Annotated in this window: 16 protein-coding genes; 6 read left to right on the forward strand and 10 right to left on the reverse strand. The window is 67.8% G+C overall.

The features are described 5' to 3' along the window. Positions 1 to 61 precede the first annotated feature (61 nt). Entirely contained in the window at positions 62 to 943 is an 882-nt protein-coding gene (gene gcvA / locus LCH97_RS17650; protein ID WP_227302779.1) for a transcriptional regulator GcvA, read from the forward strand. 79 nt (positions 944 to 1,022) lie between these two features. Here gcvA and LCH97_RS17655 read toward each other — a convergent pair whose 3' ends face one another. The 8 genes from LCH97_RS17655 to LCH97_RS17690 form a co-directional block, all read right to left on the reverse strand. After that, positions 1,023 to 2,909 (reverse strand): methyl-accepting chemotaxis protein, encoded by a 1,887-nt coding sequence (locus tag LCH97_RS17655; RefSeq protein WP_227302780.1) that lies wholly within the window; start codon positions 2,907 to 2,909, stop codon positions 1,023 to 1,025. Between the two features lie 227 nt (positions 2,910 to 3,136). Further along, positions 3,137 to 4,510 carry an ABC transporter ATP-binding protein gene (locus LCH97_RS17660; protein WP_227302781.1) on the reverse strand — a complete coding sequence of 458 codons (1,374 nt, stop codon included), beginning with the start codon at positions 4,508 to 4,510 and terminating at the stop codon, positions 3,137 to 3,139. Further along, complete coding sequence (locus LCH97_RS17665) at positions 4,507 to 5,304, reverse strand: ABC transporter permease (RefSeq protein WP_227302782.1); 798 nt, start codon at positions 5,302 to 5,304, stop codon at positions 4,507 to 4,509. Before LCH97_RS17665 ends, LCH97_RS17660 begins: the two co-directional genes overlap by 4 nt. Beyond that, complete coding sequence (locus LCH97_RS17670; RefSeq protein ID WP_227302783.1) at positions 5,305 to 6,267, reverse strand: ABC transporter permease; 963 nt, start codon at positions 6,265 to 6,267, stop codon at positions 5,305 to 5,307. It lies immediately after the preceding gene. Continuing rightward, complete coding sequence (locus LCH97_RS17675) at positions 6,268 to 7,791, reverse strand: ABC transporter substrate-binding protein (RefSeq protein ID WP_227302784.1); 1,524 nt, start codon at positions 7,789 to 7,791, stop codon at positions 6,268 to 6,270. Between the two features lie 169 nt (positions 7,792 to 7,960). Then, positions 7,961 to 8,722, reverse strand: a complete 762-nt coding sequence (locus LCH97_RS17680) for an ABC transporter ATP-binding protein (RefSeq protein WP_227302785.1) — start codon at positions 8,720 to 8,722, stop codon at positions 7,961 to 7,963. Continuing rightward, entirely contained in the window at positions 8,722 to 9,762 is a 1,041-nt protein-coding gene (locus LCH97_RS17685) for an iron ABC transporter permease (RefSeq protein ID WP_227302786.1), read from the reverse strand. The genes LCH97_RS17680 and LCH97_RS17685 overlap by 1 nt, the downstream gene beginning before the upstream one ends. After that, positions 9,759 to 10,868, reverse strand: coding sequence for an ABC transporter substrate-binding protein (locus LCH97_RS17690; protein WP_227302787.1), 1,110 nt, complete (start codon positions 10,866 to 10,868; stop codon positions 9,759 to 9,761). Before LCH97_RS17690 ends, LCH97_RS17685 begins: the two co-directional genes overlap by 4 nt. A 383-nt stretch (positions 10,869 to 11,251) precedes the next feature. Here LCH97_RS17690 and kdpA point away from each other — a divergent pair, with 383 nt between their 5' ends. The 5 genes from kdpA to kdpE all read left to right on the forward strand — a co-directional run bounded on the left by kdpA (position 11,252) and on the right by kdpE (position 19,162). Beyond that, complete coding sequence (kdpA, locus tag LCH97_RS17695; RefSeq protein ID WP_227302788.1) at positions 11,252 to 12,940, forward strand: potassium-transporting ATPase subunit KdpA; 1,689 nt, start codon at positions 11,252 to 11,254, stop codon at positions 12,938 to 12,940. Positions 12,941 to 12,953: 13 nt separating this feature from the next. Next, positions 12,954 to 15,092 carry a potassium-transporting ATPase subunit KdpB gene (gene kdpB / locus LCH97_RS17700; RefSeq protein WP_227302789.1) on the forward strand — a complete coding sequence of 713 codons (2,139 nt, stop codon included), beginning with the start codon at positions 12,954 to 12,956 and terminating at the stop codon, positions 15,090 to 15,092. A gap of 24 nt (positions 15,093 to 15,116) precedes the next feature. Beyond that, the gene (gene kdpC / locus LCH97_RS17705) at positions 15,117 to 15,734 is read left to right on the forward strand and encodes a potassium-transporting ATPase subunit KdpC (protein ID WP_227302790.1); all 618 of its coding nucleotides are present in this window, start codon (positions 15,117 to 15,119) and stop codon (positions 15,732 to 15,734) included. Positions 15,735 to 15,827: 93 nt separating this feature from the next. Then, positions 15,828 to 18,473 (forward strand): DUF4118 domain-containing protein, encoded by a 2,646-nt coding sequence (locus tag LCH97_RS17710; RefSeq protein WP_227302791.1) that lies wholly within the window; start codon positions 15,828 to 15,830, stop codon positions 18,471 to 18,473. Beyond that, positions 18,470 to 19,162 carry a two-component system response regulator KdpE gene (gene kdpE, locus LCH97_RS17715; RefSeq protein ID WP_227302792.1) on the forward strand — a complete coding sequence of 231 codons (693 nt, stop codon included), beginning with the start codon at positions 18,470 to 18,472 and terminating at the stop codon, positions 19,160 to 19,162. The genes LCH97_RS17710 and kdpE overlap by 4 nt, the downstream gene beginning before the upstream one ends. Before the next feature lie 3 nt (positions 19,163 to 19,165). On the opposite strand, the gene LCH97_RS17720 is transcribed toward kdpE, so the two are convergent. Both LCH97_RS17720 and LCH97_RS17725 read right to left on the reverse strand, forming a co-directional pair. Then, positions 19,166 to 19,501, reverse strand: coding sequence for a hypothetical protein (locus LCH97_RS17720; RefSeq protein ID WP_227302793.1), 336 nt, complete (start codon positions 19,499 to 19,501; stop codon positions 19,166 to 19,168). A gap of 55 nt (positions 19,502 to 19,556) precedes the next feature. After that, positions 19,557 to 20,642 (reverse strand): agmatine/peptidylarginine deiminase, encoded by a 1,086-nt coding sequence (locus LCH97_RS17725; protein ID WP_227302794.1) that lies wholly within the window; start codon positions 20,640 to 20,642, stop codon positions 19,557 to 19,559. Positions 20,643 to 20,649: the final 7 nt, after the last annotated feature.

Consider the following 20,649-nt stretch of genomic DNA (forward strand, 5'->3'; position numbering starts at 1 on the left):
CCGGCGTGCGGCAGGCACAAACGGCTTTTTCTGGCTTGGCTTGTGCGTTATTCTCACAAGCATGAACCGCAAGCTCCCGCCGCTCAACGCGCTGCGCGCCTTTGAAATGGCCGCCCGCTACCAAAGCCTGACCGCTGCTGCCGAGCAGCTGCACGTCACCCACAGTGCCGTCAGTAGGCAGGTAGCGCTGCTGGAAGACTGGCTGGGCGTAGCACTGTTCGAACGGCTGGGCCGCCGCCTGCGGCTGACCGACGCCGGCCGCCACTATCTGCCGGTGGTGCAAGCCGCGTTCGACAGCATTGTCAATGCCACCGAAAAACTCACAAGCCAGAAGCCACGGCTATTACGCATCAACGCCGCCCCCACCTTGGCCATGCACTGGCTGCTGCCCCGGCTGACGCAGTTCCAGCGCCGCCACCCCGAGGTAGAGCTGCGGCTGGCCACGTCCGACGCCATCATCAACAACCAGAACGCCGATTTCGACATTGCCATCCGCCGTGGCAACGACCACTGGCATGGCTTTGTGTCCAGCATCTTTCTGGAAGAACACGAGCTGCCGGTAGCCAGCCCGGCCTTGCTGGCACGCCAGCCGCTGCCGGATGCTGCCGCGCTGGCGCAGCATACCTTGCTGCACTCCGAGACCCGCCCGGTAGCGTGGGAGCGCTGGCTGGCCGCGGCTGGCGTGCCCGGCCTGCAGCCTGCGGCTAACCAGCATTTCGATCACTACTACCTGGCGCTGCAGGCGGCGGTGGACGGCATGGGCATCACGCTGGGGCCCAGGCCGGTGATAGACGAACTGTTAGCCAGCGGCAAGCTGCAGATCGCGCTGCCTGCCCCGGCAGTACGGGTACGCGGCTATTCGTGGGTGGTGCCCCTGGCGCTGGCAGAAGACCCGCTGTGCGCCGAGTTCTGCACCTGGCTGGAAGACGAAGGCGGGGTGTAGCGGCCAGCTTGGCCGCGAGGGCAAAACGCACAAGGCCGCAGCGTATGCTGCGGCCTTGTTGCTTGCCGGGGCGGGGTGCTTACAGGCGGAAGCGCGATACCATGCCGTGCAGGTGGCTGGACAGCTGGTGCAGGTCGTTCACGGTGCGGGTGGCGTTTTGCACCGCCTGGTCGGTTTCAATCGCCATGTGGTTGGCCACCTCGGCGGCGCGCGCCATTTCGGTGGTGGCGATAGACTGCTCGCGGGTAGCGTCGGCAATGTCGCGGATGGTTTGCACCACGCGGCCAACCTCCTGCTCGATGCCGGCAATCTCGGTAGCGACCTGGCGCGACGCGCCCACGCCGGACTGTACCGATTGCTGCGTGCTGTTCATATTGGCCAGCGCCGAACTCACGTCTTCGTGCGTGGCGTGGATCAGCTGGCCGATCTCTACCGTGGCTTTGGACGTGCGTTCGGCCAGCTTGCGTACTTCGTCGGCCACCACGGCAAAGCCGCGGCCCATTTCGCCGGCGCGGGCCGCTTCAATGGCGGCGTTCAGCGCCAGCAGGTTGGTCTGGTCGGCAATGTCCTTGATCACGTTGATGATCTGGTCCATTTCGGCAGAGCGTTGGCCCAGGCCGCCCAGCGTGGTAGCCAGCTCGCCCACGGCACAGGCAATGCCTTCGATGCCATCGGCCAGCTCGCCTACCGATTGCGCCGACTGGCGCGAAGTATGGCCGGTTTGTACTACCGATTCCTCGGCGCTGCCGGCATTGCTGGCAATGTGGTTGATGCTGACGGTGATCTGCTCGATGGTGGCGGCGGTGGCGCTGGACGCGTCGGCCTGCTGCTGCGAGTCGCTGGCCAGCTGGCGGGTGATGCCGTTCAGGTCGTCGATGCCACCGTTCAGCGACACGGTGTGCTCGCGCACCTCCAGGAACATCTGGCGCAGGCTGCCGATGAAGCGGTTGAACGCCTGGGCGGTCTGGCCGATTTCATCGCGGCTGTCGATCTGCAGCTGGTGGGTGAGGTCGCCCTGGCCGCTGGCCACGTCCAGCAGCGCGTCACGCAGGCGTACCAGGTTGGCCAGCAGGCGGTTCAGCGCTACGTTGGCCAGCAGGCTGGCGGCCACGGCCACGGCCAGGCCGGCCAGCACCAGCGTGATCAGCATCTGGTTCAGCGGTGCCAGCAGAATGTCTTTTTCGGCCACGGTACCTAGTACCCAGTCGGTCCCCTCTACCACGGCGAGCTCGGCGTAGAAGGTTTTACCGTCGATCTCGACCTCGTGCAGTTGGGGCGTGCTGTTGGCCGCAGCCAGCAGGCCGGTGTCAAAGCCGGTCATCACTTCGCTTACCGGTTTCAGCGTACTGCCCTCGGCCGGGTGCACCACGATATTGCCTTCACGGGTAGCCAGGAAGGCGTAGCCGTCGCCGCGCAGCTTGATGCCTTTCACCACGGCGATCAGGCCTTCCAGCACGATATCGCCGCCGGCCACGCCCACCAGCTGGCCATCACGCAGGATGGGGCTGGCCAGGGTCACGCCCAGCTTGGCCGGGCTGGCAAACATATACGGTTGGGTCAGTACCACGCTGCGCTTTTCGCTGGCCAGCTTGTACCACGGGCGGGCGGTGGGGTCGTAGCCGGGCTTGGGCGGGCGGTTCGGGTCGTCGTAATGCATGGCTTTGTCTTCGTAGCCGGCAAAAATCTGGTCGAAACCGCCGGCGGCCTTGCCTTGCTCCAGGCTGGCGTAAGGCGCGCTGGCATCTTCTTTGCCCAGCCGGCCGGCGGTGGCGCGGATGGCGTCGCCACGCTGGCCTACCCAGCGGCCTAGTGCCTGGCTATTACCGGCAATGGCTGCGTTCAGTTCCTGCTCTACGCCGCGCACGATTTCCACGCGCATGCGCTGGTAGGCCAGTGCCGACAGCACGGCAATGGCGATGGCCAGCAGAATGGCCACAAAAAGCATGAGTCGCTGTTTAAGGGACATGGGTGCCTCGTTGAATGACAAAGGGCGGCCGGTGCCTTGTACTGGCAGCGTGTCGCCCTGGGTGTGTGGGAAAAACCGCGTTGTTTGTATTGTTATGTATCAAATATAGCGGTGTAATCTTAACAAATTGTGAAGAATATTACAGCTAGATTTTGCGTTGGCCGCATAAAACACTACGCCCCGCGCTGGGGTAGCAGGCGGGGCGTAGTGTTTTATGCTGGCATGTTTTACAGCCGTAGCTGTCGGCTGCTGGCTTTGCCGGCCAGCGCGTGGTCGTGGGTGACCAGCAGCAGCGCGCAGCCGATGCGCGCCAGCTCGTCCAGCAGGCAGTGCACGGTGTCCTGCTGGGTGAGCGGGTCCAGCCGCGAGGTAGGCTCGTCGGCAAACAGCAACGCCGGCTGCAGCAGCAGGGTGCGGATCAGCGCCAGCCGTTGCAGCTCGCCGCCTGACACCTGCGATGGCTTGCGCGCCAGCAGGCCGGGCGACAAGCGCAGCCGGTGCAGCAGCGTTTCCAGGCTGGCCAAAGGTTGGCCGCAGTGCTTCAGCACGTCGTGCAGCGCGGTGTGCAGCGTTACGTGCGGCGCAAACGCCTGCACCGGGTCCTGGTACAGCTTTTGCCACGCGGTGCGCGGCAAGCCGTCGCGGTAGCGCACGCTGCCGTGGTCGGCACGGGTCAGCCCCAGCAGGATGTTGCCCAGCGTGCTTTTGCCGGCACCGCTGTCGGCCAGCAGGGCCACGCGCTCGCCGGCGGCAATATCGATGTCCACGTTGCGGAACAGCGGCAGGCTGCCGTAGGCCTTGGCCAAGCTGCGCCCCTGCAGCAGCCAGTCGCCCGGCACCGGGTGGGCGATGGCAGGCCACGCTTGCGGCTCGGCGGCCAACAGCTGCTGTGTGTACGGGTGCTGCGGCTGCTGCAGTACCTGGCTGGCCGGGCCGTGCTCCACCACCTCGCCGCCACGCATTACCAGCACCTGGCCGCCCAGCGTGCGCGCCAGCGCGATGTCGTGGGTGATGGTAAGCAGGCAGCGGCCGTCGGCCAGATGCTGTTGCAGTAGCTGCGCCAGCGTGGCGCAGGCGCGGCTGTCCAGCCCTTTGCTGGGTTCGTCGGCCAGCAGCAAGCCGGCGCCGCCCAGCGTGGCGGCGGCAAACGCCACCCGCTGCGCCATGCCACCCGACAGCTGGTGGGGGTAATGGCGCTGCGCTGCCTGCAGCCCCAGCCGTGCTAGTTGGCCGCGCGCTTCGGCGTGGGCACCGCCTGCCGCGCCGCGCCAGCCTTCCGCCACCTGCGGCAGCACCCGCATGGTGGGGTCCAGTGCGGTGGCGGGCTCTTGCGGCAGGATGGCCAGCTGTTCGCCCCATAGCGCGCAGCGGTTGGCCGCGTCGGCCAGCGGCCACGTCTGGCTAGCCTGCCGCAGCTGGCCACTGGCGCGCAGGCCGGCGGGCAGGGTACCCATGATGGCGTGCGCCAGCAGCGACTTGCCGGAGCCGCTTTCGCCCAGCACGGTCAGCGCCTCGCCCGGGGTCAGGGTGAGGTCCAGCGCCTGCAGCAGGCAGTGTTGTTGCTGGTAGACGGCCACGCCGTCCAGATGCAGGCTGTTCATCGTGTTATCTCCAGCGGGCGTAGCAGCACCAGTGCGGCCAGGGTCAGCGCCAGCACGGCTACTGGTGCCAATACCAGGCGGGGCGCTTCGCTGTAATGCGGTAGCGCTTCGGTCATCATCAGGCCCAGCTCGGCCGCCGGCGGCTGCAGGCCGACGCCGACGTAGCCCAGTGTGGACAGCGCCAGGATGGCGGTGGCCATGCCGAAGCTGGCCATGGTCAGCAGCATGGGCGCCAGCTCCGGCCACAGGTGGCGGCGCACGATGTACAGCGGGCCAAAGCCCAGCAGGCGCGAGGCTTCCACGTGCGGGCTGGCCAGTACCAGCCGGCTGCGCGCCCGTGTCATGCGGAAGTACTCCACCCATTGCGCCAGCGCCAGCCCCAGATACAGGGTGACAAAGCCGCCCTTGGCCATGGCGGAAAAAATCAGCACGATCAGCAGCCCCGGCAGCGCCAGCACGCCATCGGCCACGCCGCGCAGCACGGTATCGGTGATGCCGCCGCGCCAGGCGGACAGCACGCCCAGCAGGCAGCCCAGCAGTGCGGCGCTCAGCACGCACAGCGCGGCCAACCCTAGCGACAGCCGGGTGGCGCTGGCCACGCGCGCCATCACGCTGCGGCCCAGCTGGTCGCGGCCCAGTGGCTCGGCCAGGCTGGGGCTGGCCAGAAACTGCATCAGGTCCTGGCGTGCCGGGTCCGGCCACAGCCAGGGGCCGGCCACCGCCAGCAGCACGATCAGCCCCAGCAGTAGCCAGGCCAGGCGGCGGTGCCAGGGTAATAAAGCAAGGTAAGTCATTTACGGCTCCGCCGGGCCACGCGGGTCGATGGCCAGGCATAACAGGTCGGTAAGGGTATTGAGCAGCACGAACAGCCAGGCCAGCAGCAGGGTGCAGCCCTGGATCATCGGCACATCGCGCCAGAACACGGCGTGCACCAGCGCGTGGCCGATGCCGGGCCAGGCAAACAGGCTTTCCACCACCACCACGCCTTCTATCAGCAGCACCAGCTGCACGCCGGCGTAAGCCACCACGGTGACGCCGATATTGCGCAGGCCGTGGCGCCAGAACGCCCGCCACGGCGACAGGCCTTTGGTGAGCGCAAAGCGGTAGTAGTCGGACTGCACCACTGCCAGCACGCTGTCGCGCACGATGCGCGCGGTGAGGCCGCACAGGCCCAGGCCCAGCGTCAGCGCCGGTAGCAGCAGATTGCCGCTGTCGCCGTGGCCGGCGGCCGGCACCCAGCCCAGCTGTACCGACAGGCCCAGCATCAACAGCAAGCCCAGCACAAATGGTGGTAGCGCCCGCAGTGCCACGCTCGCCAGCAGGGTCAGGCGGTCGGCCCAGCCGCCGGGTGCCAGGCCGCTGGCCAGCCCTAGCGGCAGGCCCAGCCCCAGTGCCAGCGCCACGCTGGCGGCGGCCAGCTGCAGCGTGGCGCCCAGGTGATGGCCGATTTCCTCCAGCACCGCGCCGCCGGTCACCAGCGATTGCCCCAGCTGGCCGTGCGCCAGCTGTTGCAGCCAGTGGGCAAACTGCTGCCACGCCGGTTGCGCCAGCCCCAGCTCTTGCCGCACGGCGTCGGCGGCGGCGGCGTCCACGTAGTCGTAGCCGTAGCGGCCGGCAGCAATGCGGAACGCCATGTCACCCGGCAGATGCTGTACCAGCACAAAGCACAGCGTGGCCACCAGCAGCGACACCACCAGCGCCTGTACCAGCCGCTGGCCCAGCACGCGGGCCAGGCTGTGTTGCGTGATGGCGGCCATTTAGCGGCCCCAGCTCATGTCGCTCAGGCGGTAGCTGCGTTCTTGCGGGTCTAGGCTGACGCCGCGCAGCGCCTTGCTCACCGCCGCGCTCTGGCGGTACCAGGCTACCGGCAGCACCGGCAGCTCCTGTTGCAGGATGGTGGCCACTTTCAGCCGTGCAGCGGCGGCCTGTGCCGGCTTCAGCCCGCCCTGGCCCAGTGCGGCCAACTGTTGCGACAGCACGGCGTGCTGCCACTTCATCACGCCCCAGTCGGCGCCGTCGTCGGTGAAGTCACCCAGCAGCGTGACCAGCGGGTCCGGCACTAGCGCGTAGTTGCGCGCGTACAGCGCCAGCTCCAGTGTGCCGTCCTTGTGGCCGGCCGGAATCTCGCTGGAGTTGCCCACCTTCACCTGCACGGCGATGCCGGCCTGGCGCAGCTGTTCCTGCAGCGCGGTGGCAATCAGCGGCAGCTCGGGGCGGTCTGGGTAGGTGCGCAGTGTTAGCGCCAGCTTCTCGCCATTGCGTACCAGCTGGCCGTCGGCGTCCGGCTTCCAGCCCTGCGCGGCAAAGCTGCGGCGGGCTTGCTCTGGCTGGTAGGCCAGCGCCGGCAGCCCAGGCTGGTGCCAGGCTTTCATGCTGGGCGGGAACAGCTGCGTGGCCGCCATCTGCGGGTCGCGCAGCAGCGCGGTGGCAATGGCCTGGCGGTTCAGGCTCTGGCTGATGGCCAGGCGCATGGCCGGGGTGTTCAGCCATTTGTGGCCGGCGTTGAACTTGATCTGGATGGCGCGTGGCAAGGTGGCGGACACGATGCTGACGCGCGGGCTGGCTTGCAGCCGCGTAATGCTGACCGGGTCCAGGCCGAAGGCGATGTCGGCCTGGCCGCTTTCTGCCATCAGGGTGCGGCTTTCGGCGCGGCCGATGGCCTGGTAGCCCACCTCGGTAATCGCCGGCTTCTTGCCCTGCCAGCCGGCAAAGGCCTGCACATTCACACGTTGCGGCTGCTGCAGCTGGCTGATGCGGTAGGGGCCGCTGCCGATGATGCTTTTTACGCTACCGTCGGCGGCGTACGACGCCGGGGCCAGCACCTGGGTATGGGTGTGGGCAAACACCGCCGGCAGCGGGGCGAACGGTTTGCTCAGCACCACCACCACGTCCTTGCCGTCGGCACGGATGGCGCTGATGGGGGCGTTTTCCAGCATGCCGGGCTTTTTGCGTGCTTTTTCCAGCGCCGCCACCACGTTGGCCGCGCTTACCGCGCTGCCGTCGTGAAAGCGCGCGCCGTCGCGCAGTGTGAAGCGCCAGCTTAGCTGGTCGCTGCTGGCTTGCCAGCGGCTGGCCAGGCCGGGCTTGAGCGTGCCGGCGTTATCGGCATCGACCAGGGTTTCGGCTACCTGCAAGCGGGTAAACAGAATGCCGCTACTGGACGACGGGTCCAGGCTGTGGATTTCCCACGGGCCGATCAGGTTCAGCGCTTTGGCCTGGGCGCACAGGCCGGCGGCCAGCAGCAGGCTGCCGGCTAGCAGAGAGGATCGCAGAGGGTGCATGGTTATTCCAATCTTATCGAGAATTATTATCGACCGGAATGCTATACAGTAACATTTTATTTGGCAAGTGCGGTTTCCCGCATCGCAGCAAATGGCAGCGGCTGCCAACAGCAGCAACCCGGCGTGCAAGCGGCAGGCCGGGCTGGGGGGTGGGGCAGGTAGTGCGGGGCTAGCCGCTGTGCGGGCACAGCACGCTGTGGCCGCTGGTGGTATGCGCCTGGTGGATGGCCACGCCGAATAAGGGCGCCAGCACGGCGGGGGTAAGGATGTCGCGGGCAGGGCCGGCGGCCAGTAGCCGGCCGTGCTGCAGCAACAGCACGCGGTCGGCGTAGGCCAGCGCGGCGTTCAGGTCGTGCAGCACCACCACAGTGGTGAGCTGGCGCGCCTGCGTTTGCTCGCGCACGCTGCGCATCACCTGCACCTGGTGTTGCAGGTCCAGCGCGCTGATCGGCTCGTCCAGTAGCAACAGGCCGGGCTGGCGCAGTAGCACCTGCGCCAGAAACACCATCTGGCGCTGGCCGCCGCTGAGCTCGCACAGCCGGCGTTCGGCCAGTGCGCCCAGCCCCAGTGCGGCCAACTGTTGTTGCACCGCCGTGCGCTGTTCGGCGCTGACGCGCCAGCCCAATGCGCCGAGCTGCCCCAGCAACACTGCCTCGGTCACGCTGAGGCGGCTGCGCGTGCTGCAGTCCTGCGGCAGGTAGCCGCACGCTGCGTGCAACTGGCCGCCGCGCTGCAACGGTAGCGCCTGGCCCTGCCATTGCAGTTGGCCGCGTGCCGGCAGCAGGCCGGCCAGCGTTTTCAGCAGCGTGGTTTTGCCGCTGCCGTTGGGGCCCAGCAGGGCGGTGACTTCGCCCGGCCGTGCCTCGAACGACACATCGTGCAGGATGGCCTGGCGCCCCAGGCTGACGTTCAGTTGTTGTGCCTGCAGCATTACCACGCCCCCGGTTTGCTGCGCATCACCAGCAGCAGGAAAAACGGCACGCCGACGGCGGCGGTAACGATGCCGATCGGAATCAATGCCCCCGGCGACAGCCATTTGCCCAGCAGCGACGACAGCGACAGCAGCAGCGCGCCGCACAGCGCGGCGCCGGGCAGCAGCAGGCGCTGGTCTTCGCCCAGCAAAAAGCGCGCGATGTGCGGCGCGATCAGCCCGACAAAGCCGATGGTGCCGACAAAGGCCACCGCCGCGCCGGTGAGCAGCGACACGATGGTCAGCGCGCGCCAACGCAGTGCTGCCACGTTCACACCCAGGCTTTGCGCCCGCTCGTCCGACAGCCCCAGCGCGGTAAAGCGCCAAGCGTCGCGCAGCAGCAGCGGCAGGCACAGCGCCAGCACGGCGGCCACCAGCCCCAGCTTGGGCCAGCTGGCTTTGTACAAGCTGCCGAACAGCCAGAATACGATGGCCTGCAGCGCCTCGGGTGAGGCCAGGTATTGCAGCAGCGACAGCAGCGCCTGGAACAAAAACAGCAGCGCAATGCCGCCCAGCACGTAGCTGTCGGCCTGGCCGCCTTTGGCGCGGCCTATGCCCAGCACCGCGCTGCAGGCTATGCCGGCAAACAGGAAGGCCGCCAGCGGTACGGCGACGGTTTCCGGCAGCGGCAGCGCGCTGCCCAGCACGATCACCAGCGCCGCGCCAAAGCCGGCGCCGGCCGACACGCCCAGCGTGTAGCTGCTGGCCAGCGGGTTGTGCAGCACGGTCTGCATCACCAGGCCGGATAGGCCCAGCGCGGCGCCCACCAGCAGCGCCATCAGCGCCACCGGCAGGCGGATCTGCCACACGATCACGTCGCTGCCGCGCTCGGCGCCGCTACCGCTCAGCGCGGCAACCACTTCGCGCAGCGGCAGCATCGACGGGCCGCTGGCCACGTCCAGCAGCAGCGACAACAGCAACATGCCGGCCATCAGCAACAGCATGGCCAGCGCGGGCGCCAGCCGGCGAGCGGCGGGTTGCGCCAGGCTCAGTGTGCTCACGGTTTCAGTGTCACCATCCAGCTACCGCTGTACTTCACCGGCAGGTAGCGTTCGTGGAACTGGCGCAGCTCGGCCACCGGGTTCACGTCGGCAAACTGCGCCGGGTACAGCTGCTTGGCAATGAATTGCATGGCGGTGTAGTCCACCAGCGTGCGCGCCAGGCCGTGGTCCAGCGTGTACACGTGCTGTTGCTGCACGGCTTTCAGCGTGTCCCAGCCAGCGCGCTTGGTGTAGGGCTGCAGCGTGGCGCGGGCGGTGGCGTCGTCCGAGGCGTAGCCCAGCTTTACCGCCTTGGGGCGGTTCTGCCACGACGAGCCTGCGATGATGACGTGATCAGGGTTGGCCGCCAGCACCGCTTCCGGGTTCAGCGGGCCCCAGTTGGCGGTAATGCGGCCGTTGGCGATATTGTCGGCGCCCAGGTTGTCCAGCATCTGGCCCCACATGGTGTCGCGGTAGGTATTGCCGATGCTATCGGCACCGTCGCGGCCCAGCTCTACGTACACTTTGGGCTTGGCGGTGGCCTTGGCGCGGGTGACGCGGGCCATCACGTCCTGGTATTTCTTCTGGTACAGGCTGGCCAGTTCTTCGGCGCGCTTGTCGGCGCCCATTACCTTGCCCAGTACGCGGGTGCTGGCCAGGTGGCGTTCCAGCGTTTGCGCGTTGTAGTCCACCACCACGATGGGGATGCCGGCCGCGCTTAGCTGCGCCACCGCCGGGCCCAGCGCCTTGTAGCCCCACTCCGGCAGGATCAGCACGTCGGGTTTCAGCGCGATGACTTTTTCGGCGCTGAAGCTGTTGTCGTCGGTAAAGCCCACGTCCGGCATGTCTTTCAGCTGCGGAATCACTTCTACATAGCGTGCCCAGTTGCCGGCGCGCCAGCCGGCCCAGCCGGTTTTGCTGATGCCCACCACGTTCTGCCACGCCTTGGCGCCGGCAATGGCGGTGAATTCTTCAAAGTGGAAGCCCAGTACCACGCGCTTGGCCGGCGCATCCACGGTGACTTCGCGGCCGCTGACGTCGGTGAACTTCACCGGTTTGGCCAGCAAGGAGGTGGCGGGCAGCAGGCACAGGGTGGCCAGCAACAGGGGGCGGCTAAAGGCAGACATGCGGGGCTCCGGCAACGGAAGGAAAGGCCGGATTATCGATAAACGTTGGCCGCAGGGGCTGCGACATAGTGTCGCAGGGGGCTGTCAGGCGCGTTTGCATTTTTATACCGCGTTTACACCATGCTGCCACCATTTAGCACGATCTTTCGATGGCGCGCCCTACAGTAGCAGTGTTGCTCCCCTTATCGAGGTAATCATGCAAGATCTGATCTGGCTGGGCGCTCTGGTGCTGCTGTGTGGCAGCACTGTCGGCCTGCTGCGCGTTTATCACACTTTATCCGGCAGGAGGGCGTCATGACCCTGCTTACCCTGACTGCGGCCACCCTGGCCGTGCTGCTGGCCGGCTGGCTGGTGCATGCCCTGTTGCACGCGGAGGACCTGCCATGATGCTGCAATTCTACAGCCTGCTGGTTGTGTTCATGCTGCTGCTGACGCTGTCGGCCCGCCTGATGGGCGCCTGGCTGGCACCGTTGGCCGCAGGGCAAGTGAGCCCGCGCTGGCAAGCGCTGGACGCCGCACTGCTGCGGCTGGCCGGTATCCGCGATAGCGGCATGGGCTGGCGCCAGTACGCGCTGGCGGTGCTGGTGTTCAACCTGCTGGGCGCGCTGCTGCTGTACGCGCTGCAACGACTGCAAGGCGTGCTGCCGTTCAACCCGCAAGGCATGGGCGCGGTGGAGGCTGGCTCGGCGTTCAATACCGCCATCAGCTTTGTCACCAACACCAACTGGCAGGGCTACGCCGGTGAAAGCACCATGAGCTATTTCACCCAGATGGCCGGCCTGGCGGTGCAGAACTTTTTGTCCGCCGCCAGCGGCATTGCGGTGGCGTTTGCGCTGATGCGCGGCTTTACCCGCCGCGAAAGCACCGACCTGGGCAACTTCTGGGCCGACGTGCTGCGCGTGTCGGTCTACCTGCTGTTGCCGCTGTCGCTGCTGCTGGCGCTGGTGTTCGTGCAGCAGGGCGTGCCGCAAACCTTGGCCGCGTATAGCGACTACACCGCGCTGGCTGGCCACGCGCAGACGCTGGCGCTGGGCCCGGTGGCGTCGCAGGAAGCCATCAAGCTGCTGGGCACCAACGGCGGTGGCTTCTTCAACGCCAACTCGGCGCACCCGTTCGAAAACCCCACCGAGCTCGTCAACCTGCTGCAGATGCTGGCTATCTTCCTGATTCCGGCCGGGCTTACCCACGCTTTTGGCCGCCTGGCGGGTGACCGTCGCCAGGGCTGGGCGCTGTACGCGGCGATGAGCGTGATCTTCATCGCCTGCGCCAGCGGCGTGATGGCCGCCGAAAGCCAGGGCAACCCGCTGTTGGCCGCGCTGGGCGTGGACGGCAGCAGCGGCAACTGGGAAGGCAAGGAAGTGCGCTTCGGCATGGCCGCCAGCAGCCTGTTCATTACCGTTACCACGGCAGCCAGCTGCGGCGCGGTGAACGCCATGCACGATTCGCTCACCGCGCTGGGCGGCATGCTGCCGATGTGGCTGATGCAGCTGGGCGAGGTGGTGTTTGGCGGAGTGGGTTCCGGCCTGTACGGCATGCTGGTGTTTGCCGTGCTGGCGGTGTTCGTGGCCGGGCTGATGGTGGGTCGCACGCCGGAATACCTGGGCAAGAAGATCGAGGCGTTCGACATGAAGATGGTGGCGCTGGTGATCCTCACCACCCCGGCGCTGGTGCTGGCCGGCACCGCCGCCAGCGTGCTGCTGGCCCCCGGCCTTGCCGGCCTGGCCAACCCTGGCGCGCACGGCTTCAGCGAGGTGCTGTACGCGTTCAGCTCGGCGGCCAACAACAACGGCAGCGCCTTTGCCGGCCTGTCGGCCAACACCCCGTACTACAACGCGCTGCTGGGCATTGCCATGTGGCTGGGCCGCTTTGCCGTCATCGTGCCGGTACTGGCACTGGCCGGCAGCCTGGCGGCCAAAAAGACGCTGGCCACCACCAGCGGCAGCATGCCCACCCACGGCGGCCTGTTCATCGGCCTGCTGGTCGGCAGCGTGCTGCTGGTGGGCGCATTGACCTATCTGCCGGCACTGGCGCTGGGCCCGGTGGCCGAGCACCTGATGATCTGGGCGCGTTAAGCAGGAGAGCAAAATGAGCGATAACAAAACCAGCCTGCCGCTGTTCGACCCGGCACTGCTGAAGCCGGCGCTGCGCGACAGCGTGCGCAAGCTGGCGCTGCGCGAGCAGCTGAAAAACCCGGTGATGTTCGTGGTGTACCTGGGCAGCGTGCTGTGCAGCGTACTGTGGGTGATGGCACTGCAGGGCAAGGGCGACGCGCCGGCCTGGCTCACCGGCAGCATTGCCGTGTGGCTGTGGTTTACCGTGCTGTTTGCCAACTTTGCCGAGGCATTGGCCGAGGGCCGCAGCCGCGCCCAGGCCGCCAGCCTCAAAAGCCTGAAAAAAGCCACCATCGCCAAGAAGTTGGCCGCACCGCAGCGCTACGGTGCCGCCTTTACCGTGGTGGACGCCAGCGACCTGCGCAAGGGTGACGTGGTGCTGGTGCAGCACACCGACCTCATCCCCTGCGACGGCGAGATCATCGAGGGCATAGCCAGCGTGGACGAGTCGGCCATTACCGGCGAGTCGGCGCCGGTGATCCGCGAATCGGGCGGCGACTTCAGCTCGGTGACCGGCGGTACCCGCGTGCTGTCGGACTGGATCGTGGTGCGCGTCAGCGTGAACCCCGGTGAAACCTTCATCGACCGCATGATCGCGATGGTGGAAGGCGCCAAGCGCCGCAAGACGCCCAACGAGATTGCGCTCACCATCCTGCTGCTGGCGCTGACGCTGGTGTTCCTGATGGTGACGGTGACGCTGTTGCCGTTCTCGGTGTACAGCGTGGGCGCCGCCGGCAGCGGCGAGGTGATCTCGCTGCCGGTGCTGCTGGCGCTGCTGGTGTGCCTGATCCCCACCACCATCGGCGGCCTGCTGTCGGCCATCGGTGTGGCCGGCATGAGCCGGCTGATGGCGGCCAACGTCATCGCCACCAGCGGCCGCGCGGTGGAAGCCGCCGGCGACGTGGACGTGCTGCTGCTGGACAAGACCGGCACCATCACCTTCGGCAACCGCCAGGCCGCCGCCTTCATCGCCGCCGCCGGCAGCACCCAGACTGCGCTGGCCGAAGCCGCCTGGCTGGCCTCGCTGGCCGACGATACGCCGGAAGGCAAGAGCATCGTGGTGCTGGCGCAGCAGCAAACCCGCGCTGTGGCGCCGCACCACGACGGCGTGCTGAGCGAAAGCCAGCTGGGGCAGGGCACCTTGCAGGCGCTGCACCAGGGCCTGGTACCGCCCGGCGCCAGCTTTGTGCCGTTTACCGCGCAGTCGCGCATGTCCGGCATCAACCTGGGCGAGCGCCAGATCCGCAAGGGCGCCGCCGACGCCATCCGCCGCCACGTGCTGCAGCTGGGCGGCAGCTTCAGCCCGGCCCTGCAACAGCAGGTGGACGGCATCGCCAGCCGTGGCAGTACGCCGCTGGTGGTGGCCGAAGGCGCCCGCGTACTGGGTGTGGTGGAGCTGAAAGACGTGGTGAAGCCCGGCATCAAGCAGCGCTTTGCCCAGCTGCGGCAGATGGGCATCAAGACGGTGATGGTGACCGGTGATAACCGCCTGACCGCCGCCGCCATCGCCGCCGAAGCGGGTGTGGACGACTTCCTGGCCGAGGCCACGCCGGAAAACAAGCTGGCGCTGATCCGCGATTACCAGCAGCGCGGCCAACTGGTGGCCATGACCGGCGACGGCACCAACGACGCCCCGGCGCTGGCGCAGGCCGACGTGGCGGTGGCGATGAACAGCGGCACCCAGGCCGCGCGCGAGGCCGCCAATATGGTGGACCTCGACTCCAGCCCCACCAAGCTGATCCAGGTGGTGGAAATCGGCAAGCAGATGCTGATGACGCGCGGCGCGCTGACCACCTTCAGCCTGGCCAACGACGTGGCCAAGTACTTCGCCATCATCCCGGCGGCCTTTGCCGGCACCTACCCGCAGCTGGGCTTGCTGAACGTGATGCAGCTGGCCAGCCCGGCCTCGGCGCTGCTGTCGGCGGTGATCTTCAACGCGCTGATCATCGTGGTGCTGATTCCGCTGGCACTGAAAGGCGTGCGCTACCGTGCGCTGGGCGCCGAAGCGCTGCTGCGCCGCAACCTGCTGGTGTACGGCCTGGGCGGCCTGCTGCTGCCCTTTGCCGGCATCAAGCTGATCGACATGCTGCTGGCCCTGCTGGGGCTGGTGTAAGCCATTTTTTAGAAAGGTAACCGTATGCAAGACGTACTGTCCGGCAGCGACACCCACGCTGCCAAACCCGCCGCCAGCGCCCTGTGGTGGCCCGCCGCCCGCCTGCTGCTGGGCCTCACCCTGCTGCTGGGCCTGGTGTACCCGCTGGCCGTCACCGGCCTGGCGCAGTGGCTGTTTCCGGCGCAGGCGCAGGGCTCGCTGCTGCAACAGCAAGGCCGCACCGTGGGCTCGGCGCTGATCGGCCAGGCCTTCAGCAAACCGGGCGAGTTCTGGGGCCGCCCGTCCGCCACCGCCAGCACGCCGTACAATGGCGCCGGTTCCGGCGGCAGCAACCTGGGCCCGGCCAACCCGGCGCTGGCCAAGGCGGTAGCCGAGCGCATCGCCGCGCTGAAAGCCGCCGGCCCGCTGCCGGTGGGGCCGGTACCGGCCGACCTGGTCACCGCGTCCGCCAGCGGGCTGGACCCGCACATCAGCCTGGCTGCCGCGCTGTACCAGGTGCCCCGTGTAGCCGCCGCCCGCCAGCTGGACGCCGGCAAGCTGGAACAGCTGGTACGCCAGCAGGCGCAGCAGGCCTGGTTCGGCAGCGACGCCACCGCGCGGGTGAACGTGCTGCAGCTGAACTTGGCGCTGGCCGGCAGCTGATACCATCGGCAAGCGTCATGTGAAGCACAAGGTTGGCCGCATGCGGCCAACCTTGTGGCTGTTTCCCGTAACTGATCAACACACACACCAACCATGACCGACCCCGACCGCCGCCCCGACCCCGACGCCCTGCTGGCCAGCCTGCCGCGCCCGCGTGGCCGGCTAAAGCTGTTTTTCGGCGCCGCCCCCGGCGTGGGCAAAACTTACGCCATGCTGGCCGAGGCGCAGGAAAAACGCGCCCAGGGCCTGGACGTGCTGGTGGGCTGGGTGGATACCCACGGCCGCGCCGACACCGAAGCCATGCAGCACGGCCTGGCCGTGCTGCCGCGCCGCCAGCTGGACCACCGCAGCAAGGCGGTGGCGGCGCTGGATATCGACGCCATCCTGGCGCGCCGCCCGGCGCTGGTGGTGGTGGACGAGCTGCCGCACAGCAACGCCGCCGGCAGCCGCCACCCCAAACGCTGGCAGGACGTGGAAGAGCTGCTGGCCAGCGGCATCGACGTGTACAGCGCGATGAACGTGCAGCATCTGTACAGCCTGCGCGACATCGTCAGCCGCGTGACCGGCGTGGAGGTGGCCGAAACCGTGCCCGACCACGTGTTCGACCAGGCCGACGAAGTGCGGCTGGTGGATTTGCCGCCGGACGACCTGCTGCAAAGGTTGGCCGCAGGCAAGGTCTATCTGCCCGAGGTGGCCGAGCGCGCGGCGGCCAACTTCTTCCGCAAAGGCAACCTGATCGCGCTGCGCGAACTGGCGCTGCGGCGCATGGCCGACCGTGTCGATGGCCAGGTCAAGGCGCAGCGCGCCACGCAGCAGGCGGCGCCGGTGTGGGCCACCCGCCACGGCTTGCTGCTGCTGGTGGGTGGCCGCTTTGGCGCCGACAGCGTACGCCAGAGCCAACGCCTGGCGCGGCAGCTGGATGCCGCCTGGCACGCGGTGTGGGTGGACGACGGCCGCAGCAGCGCGGCATCCCGCGCCGCCGCCCTGGCCGCCTTGCAACAGGCGGCCGAGCAGGGCGCCACCACGCTGGTGTTAAGTGGCAGCTCGCCAGCGCGCCTGCTGGCCGACTACGCCCGCCGCCATAATCTGTCCTTGCTGGCCATGCCGGCGCCGCTGGCGCGGCCACGCTTGCAGCGCGCCCTGCAGCAGCACGCGGCCGACCTCGACCTGCTATTGCTGTCCTGCCCCGCACCGGCTACCGGCGCGCGACCCTGGCTACGTTGGCCGCAGTGGCAGCTAAGCCGCCGCGGCTGGCTGGCGGCCAGCCTGCTGTGCGTGGCCATCACCGTGCTGGCCAGCCCGCTGCACGGCGTGCTGGAGCCCACCAACCTGGTGATGTTCTACCTGTTGGGCGTGCTGTGGGTGGCAGTGCGCTACGGGCGCGGCCCGGCGGCGCTGAGCGCCGTGCTGTCGGTGGCGCTGTTCGACTTTTTCTTCGTGCAGCCGCATTTCTCGTTTGCGGTGTCCGACGTGCAGTACCTGATTACCTTCGCGGTGATGCTGATCGTTGGCTTGGTGGCCGGCCAGCTGGTGGCCAGCCAGCGCCACAGCGCCGCGCAGGCGCGCCAGCGCGAGGCGCACACCCGCACGCTGTACGAGATGGCGCGCGAGCTGGGCGTGGCGCTGATGCCGGAGCAGGTGGGCGAAATCAGCCAGCGCTTTTTGCACGCCAGCCTCGGTGCCGGCGTGCGGCTGTGGCTGCCGCCGGACGACGAAGACGGCGCGCTGCAGCCGCAAGCCGGTGACGCGCTGGACGAAGACGCCGCCATCGTGCGCTGGTGCTACGACCACGCCGCGCCGGCCGGCATTGCCACCCACACCTTGCCGCAGGCGCCGTGCCTGTACCTGCCGCTAAAAGCGCCGATGCGTACCCGTGGCGTGCTGGTACTGCGGGTGGCCGACCCCGCCACGCTGGCCGAACCCGACAACCGCCGCCTGGCCGAGGCGGTAGCGGCGCTGGCGGCGCAAACGCTGGAACGGCTGCATTACATCGCCGTGGCGCAACAAACGCTGGTGGCGATGGAATCGGAACGGCTGCGCCACTCGCTGCTGGCCGCGCTATCGCACGACCTGCGCACGCCGCTCACCGCACTCACCGGCCAGGCCGAAACCCTGCAGCGCCAGCTTGCCCGAGAGGCGTCGCCGCACGCGGCGCAGGCCGCCACGTTGCAGACGCAAAGCCAGCGCATCTCGCGGCTGGTGACCAACCTGCTGGAAATGGCCCGCCTGCAGGCCGGCGGCGTGACGCTGCGCCGCGACTGGCTGCCGCCGCAAGAGCTGTTCGGCAGCGCCATCGCCGCGCTGGGCGGCGCCACCGCCAGCCACCGCCTGCAGGTGGACGCCCCGCTGAGCTGCCCGATGCTGTACGCCGACCCCATTTTGCTGGAGCGGCTGCTGGTCAACCTGCTGGAAAATGCGCTCAAATACAGCCCCGCCGGCAGCACCATCACGCTCGCGGCCAGCGCCACGGCGCAGCACATCCTGCTGAGCGTGGCCGACCAGGGCCGTGGCCTGCCGCCAGGCGACCCCGACACGCTGTTTACCGCCTTTACCCGTGGCGAGCGCGAGTCGGCCATCAGCGGTGTGGGCCTGGGCTTGGCCATTTGCCGCACCATTGCCGACGTGCACGGCGGGCGCATTACTGCGGCCAACCTGTCGGCCGGCGGTGCCTGCTTTACCCTCAGCCTGCCGCTGGCGCCGCAGCCGGCGCTGGATTTCGACCCGGAGAACCTGCAGTGAACAACGTTGCCAGCATTCTGGTTATCGAAGACGAGGCGGTGATCCGCCGCTTTGTCAAAGCCGCGCTGGAAGAAGACGGCCATCGCGTGTACGAGGCCGACAGCGTGGCGCGCGGCCTGATCGAGGCCGGCACCCGCAAACCCGACCTGGTGGTACTGGACCTGGGTCTGCCCGACGGCGACGGCGTGGCGCTGCTGCTGGATCTGCGCAGCTGGAGCAGCGTGCCGGTGATCGTGCTGTCGGCCCGCGTGGACGAAGGCGACAAGATCGCCGCGCTGGACGCCGGCGCCGATGATTACCTCACCAAACCGTTCGGCACCGGCGAGCTGCAGGCCCGCGTGCGCGCCCAGCTGCGCCGCCGTGGCAGCAGCGCCGCCAGCGAAAGCGACAAAGTCACGCTGGGCGACGTGGTGGTGGACCTGGGCCTGCGCAGCGTTAGCCGTGGCGGCGAGCCGCTGCACCTGACGCAGCTGGAATACCGGCTGCTGGTGGCGCTGATCGCCCAGCGCGGCAAGGTGTTGACCCACCGCCAGCTGCTGAAAGAGGTGTGGGGCCCGGCGCATATCGAGCACAATCACTACCTGCGCATCTACATGGCCCACCTGCGCCAGAAACTGGAACAAGACCCCGCCCAACCGCGTTTTCTGCTCACCGAAACCGGCGTTGGCTACCGGCTGGCCAATGTCTAGCGGCTACACGAACAGCGCCGCCGTTACCGCGCCAAAAGCCAGCAGGATGGCCAGCATGTAAGCGCGGAAGGTGGTGTGGTAGTAGTGGCCGGCCTGTTGTAGCGGGTAGCGGTTGTTCAGCAGGCGGAACAGCACCCACAGCATCAGGGCGATGGCGACGATCAGGCCGATGGCGACCACCATGTCGGCCTTGGTGGTCACCGCGATTTCGCCGTCGTCCTGTATCGCCCACTGGCCCAGGAAGTTCAGCATGAAGCCCAGGATGATGCCCAGCGAGGTCACCATGGGCTGGCGGAAGTCACGCATGTCGTGATTCATGTCTTGTTCTGGCTGGCCCATCGTGTGCTCCGCAAAAGCCCGGCTGGCCGGGAAGGGGAAGGTTGGCCGCAGGCGTTCAGGCGGGCTGTTGTTGCGTTGTGCAGTGGATGCCGCCCCCACCGCCGGCGATGGCATCAATATCCAGCATGATGATGTCGCGGCCGGGGAACTGCTCGCGCAGTACGGCCTGGCAGTTGCGGTCGGCACGGGTATCGCCGAACTGTGGCGCGATGACGGCACCGTTGCACACGTAAAAGTTGATATAGCCGGCGGCAAACTCGTCGTTACGGTAGCGCGGGCGGATATCGGCGGGGGCGTTCAGTACTACCACCTTCAGTTTGCGCCCGCGGGCATCGGTGGCGTTTTTCAGTATGTCCAGGTGGCGGCGTGTCACGGCGTGGTCGTAGGAATCCGGGTCGGTATCCAGACCCGCTACCACCACGCCCGGCTGGGTGAAACGGGCGTAGAAGTCGGTGTGGCCGTCGGTAATGTCGCGCCCGGCAATGCCCGGTAGCCAGATGATTTTCTGTAGGCCCAGCAGGCGTTTGAGCTCGGCCTCGCAGGCCGCTTTGCTGACGCCGGGGTTGCGGTTGGGGTTCAGTACGCAGCTTTCGGTGATGATGGCGGTGCCCTGGCCGTCTACCTCGATACCGCCGCCTTCCAGCACCAGCTTGGTCTGTAGGCGGGCCACGCCGCTGTGTGCGCAGACAAACGGCCCCACCTCGGCGTCTGCCTCGTGTTCTTGCTTGTTACCCCAGCCATTGAAGTTGAAGTCCACCCCGGCAAGCTGGCCGCTGGCGTTCTTCACGAACACCGGGCCGGTGTCGCGCATCCACAGGTCGTCGATGTCCTGCACGATCAGCTGCACCTTGTTGCCGCACAGGCGGCTGGCGGTGTCGTAGTCGGCCTCACGCACCAGCATGTTGACCGGCTCGTGTGCCACGATGGCGCGGGCAATGCGGCCCAGTGCTTCTTGTGCGCCACGCTGCAGGGTGCTGCCCCAGACTTCTTCGCCGGGGCCAAAAGCCATCCAGGTGGCGCTGTGGCGTTCGCCTTCGTCCGGCATATGCCAGCTGCTGGCTGCGGCACGGCTAGGCAGCGCCAGGCTGCTGCCCAGCAAGGCCAGGCCGGAGGAGGCGAGAAAGTGTCTGCGTGTAAACATAGGGTGC

Origin of the sequence: Vogesella sp. XCS3 (assembly GCF_020616155.1) — a bacterium.
Lineage (GTDB): Bacteria > Pseudomonadota > Gammaproteobacteria > Burkholderiales > Chromobacteriaceae > Vogesella.

Coding starts and splice junctions, on each gene's coding strand:
- gcvA (WP_227302779.1), top strand. CDS start 62: ATGAACCGCAAGCTCCCGCCGCTCAACGCGCTGCGCGCCTTTGAAATG.
- LCH97_RS17655 (WP_227302780.1), bottom strand. CDS start 2,909: ATGTCCCTTAAACAGCGACTCATGCTTTTTGTGGCCATTCTGCTGGCC.
- LCH97_RS17660 (WP_227302781.1), bottom strand. CDS start 4,510: ATGAACAGCCTGCATCTGGACGGCGTGGCCGTCTACCAGCAACAACAC.
- LCH97_RS17665 (WP_227302782.1), bottom strand. CDS start 5,304: ATGACTTACCTTGCTTTATTACCCTGGCACCGCCGCCTGGCCTGGCTA.
- LCH97_RS17670 (WP_227302783.1), bottom strand. CDS start 6,267: ATGGCCGCCATCACGCAACACAGCCTGGCCCGCGTGCTGGGCCAGCGG.
- LCH97_RS17675 (WP_227302784.1), bottom strand. CDS start 7,791: ATGCACCCTCTGCGATCCTCTCTGCTAGCCGGCAGCCTGCTGCTGGCC.
- LCH97_RS17680 (WP_227302785.1), bottom strand. CDS start 8,722: ATGCTGCAGGCACAACAACTGAACGTCAGCCTGGGGCGCCAGGCCATC.
- LCH97_RS17690 (WP_227302787.1), bottom strand. CDS start 10,868: ATGTCTGCCTTTAGCCGCCCCCTGTTGCTGGCCACCCTGTGCCTGCTG.
- kdpA (WP_227302788.1), top strand. CDS start 11,252: ATGATGCTGCAATTCTACAGCCTGCTGGTTGTGTTCATGCTGCTGCTG.
- kdpB (WP_227302789.1), top strand. CDS start 12,954: ATGAGCGATAACAAAACCAGCCTGCCGCTGTTCGACCCGGCACTGCTG.
- kdpC (WP_227302790.1), top strand. CDS start 15,117: ATGCAAGACGTACTGTCCGGCAGCGACACCCACGCTGCCAAACCCGCC.
- LCH97_RS17710 (WP_227302791.1), top strand. CDS start 15,828: ATGACCGACCCCGACCGCCGCCCCGACCCCGACGCCCTGCTGGCCAGC.
- LCH97_RS17720 (WP_227302793.1), bottom strand. CDS start 19,501: ATGGGCCAGCCAGAACAAGACATGAATCACGACATGCGTGACTTCCGC.
- LCH97_RS17725 (WP_227302794.1), bottom strand. CDS start 20,642: ATGTTTACACGCAGACACTTTCTCGCCTCCTCCGGCCTGGCCTTGCTG.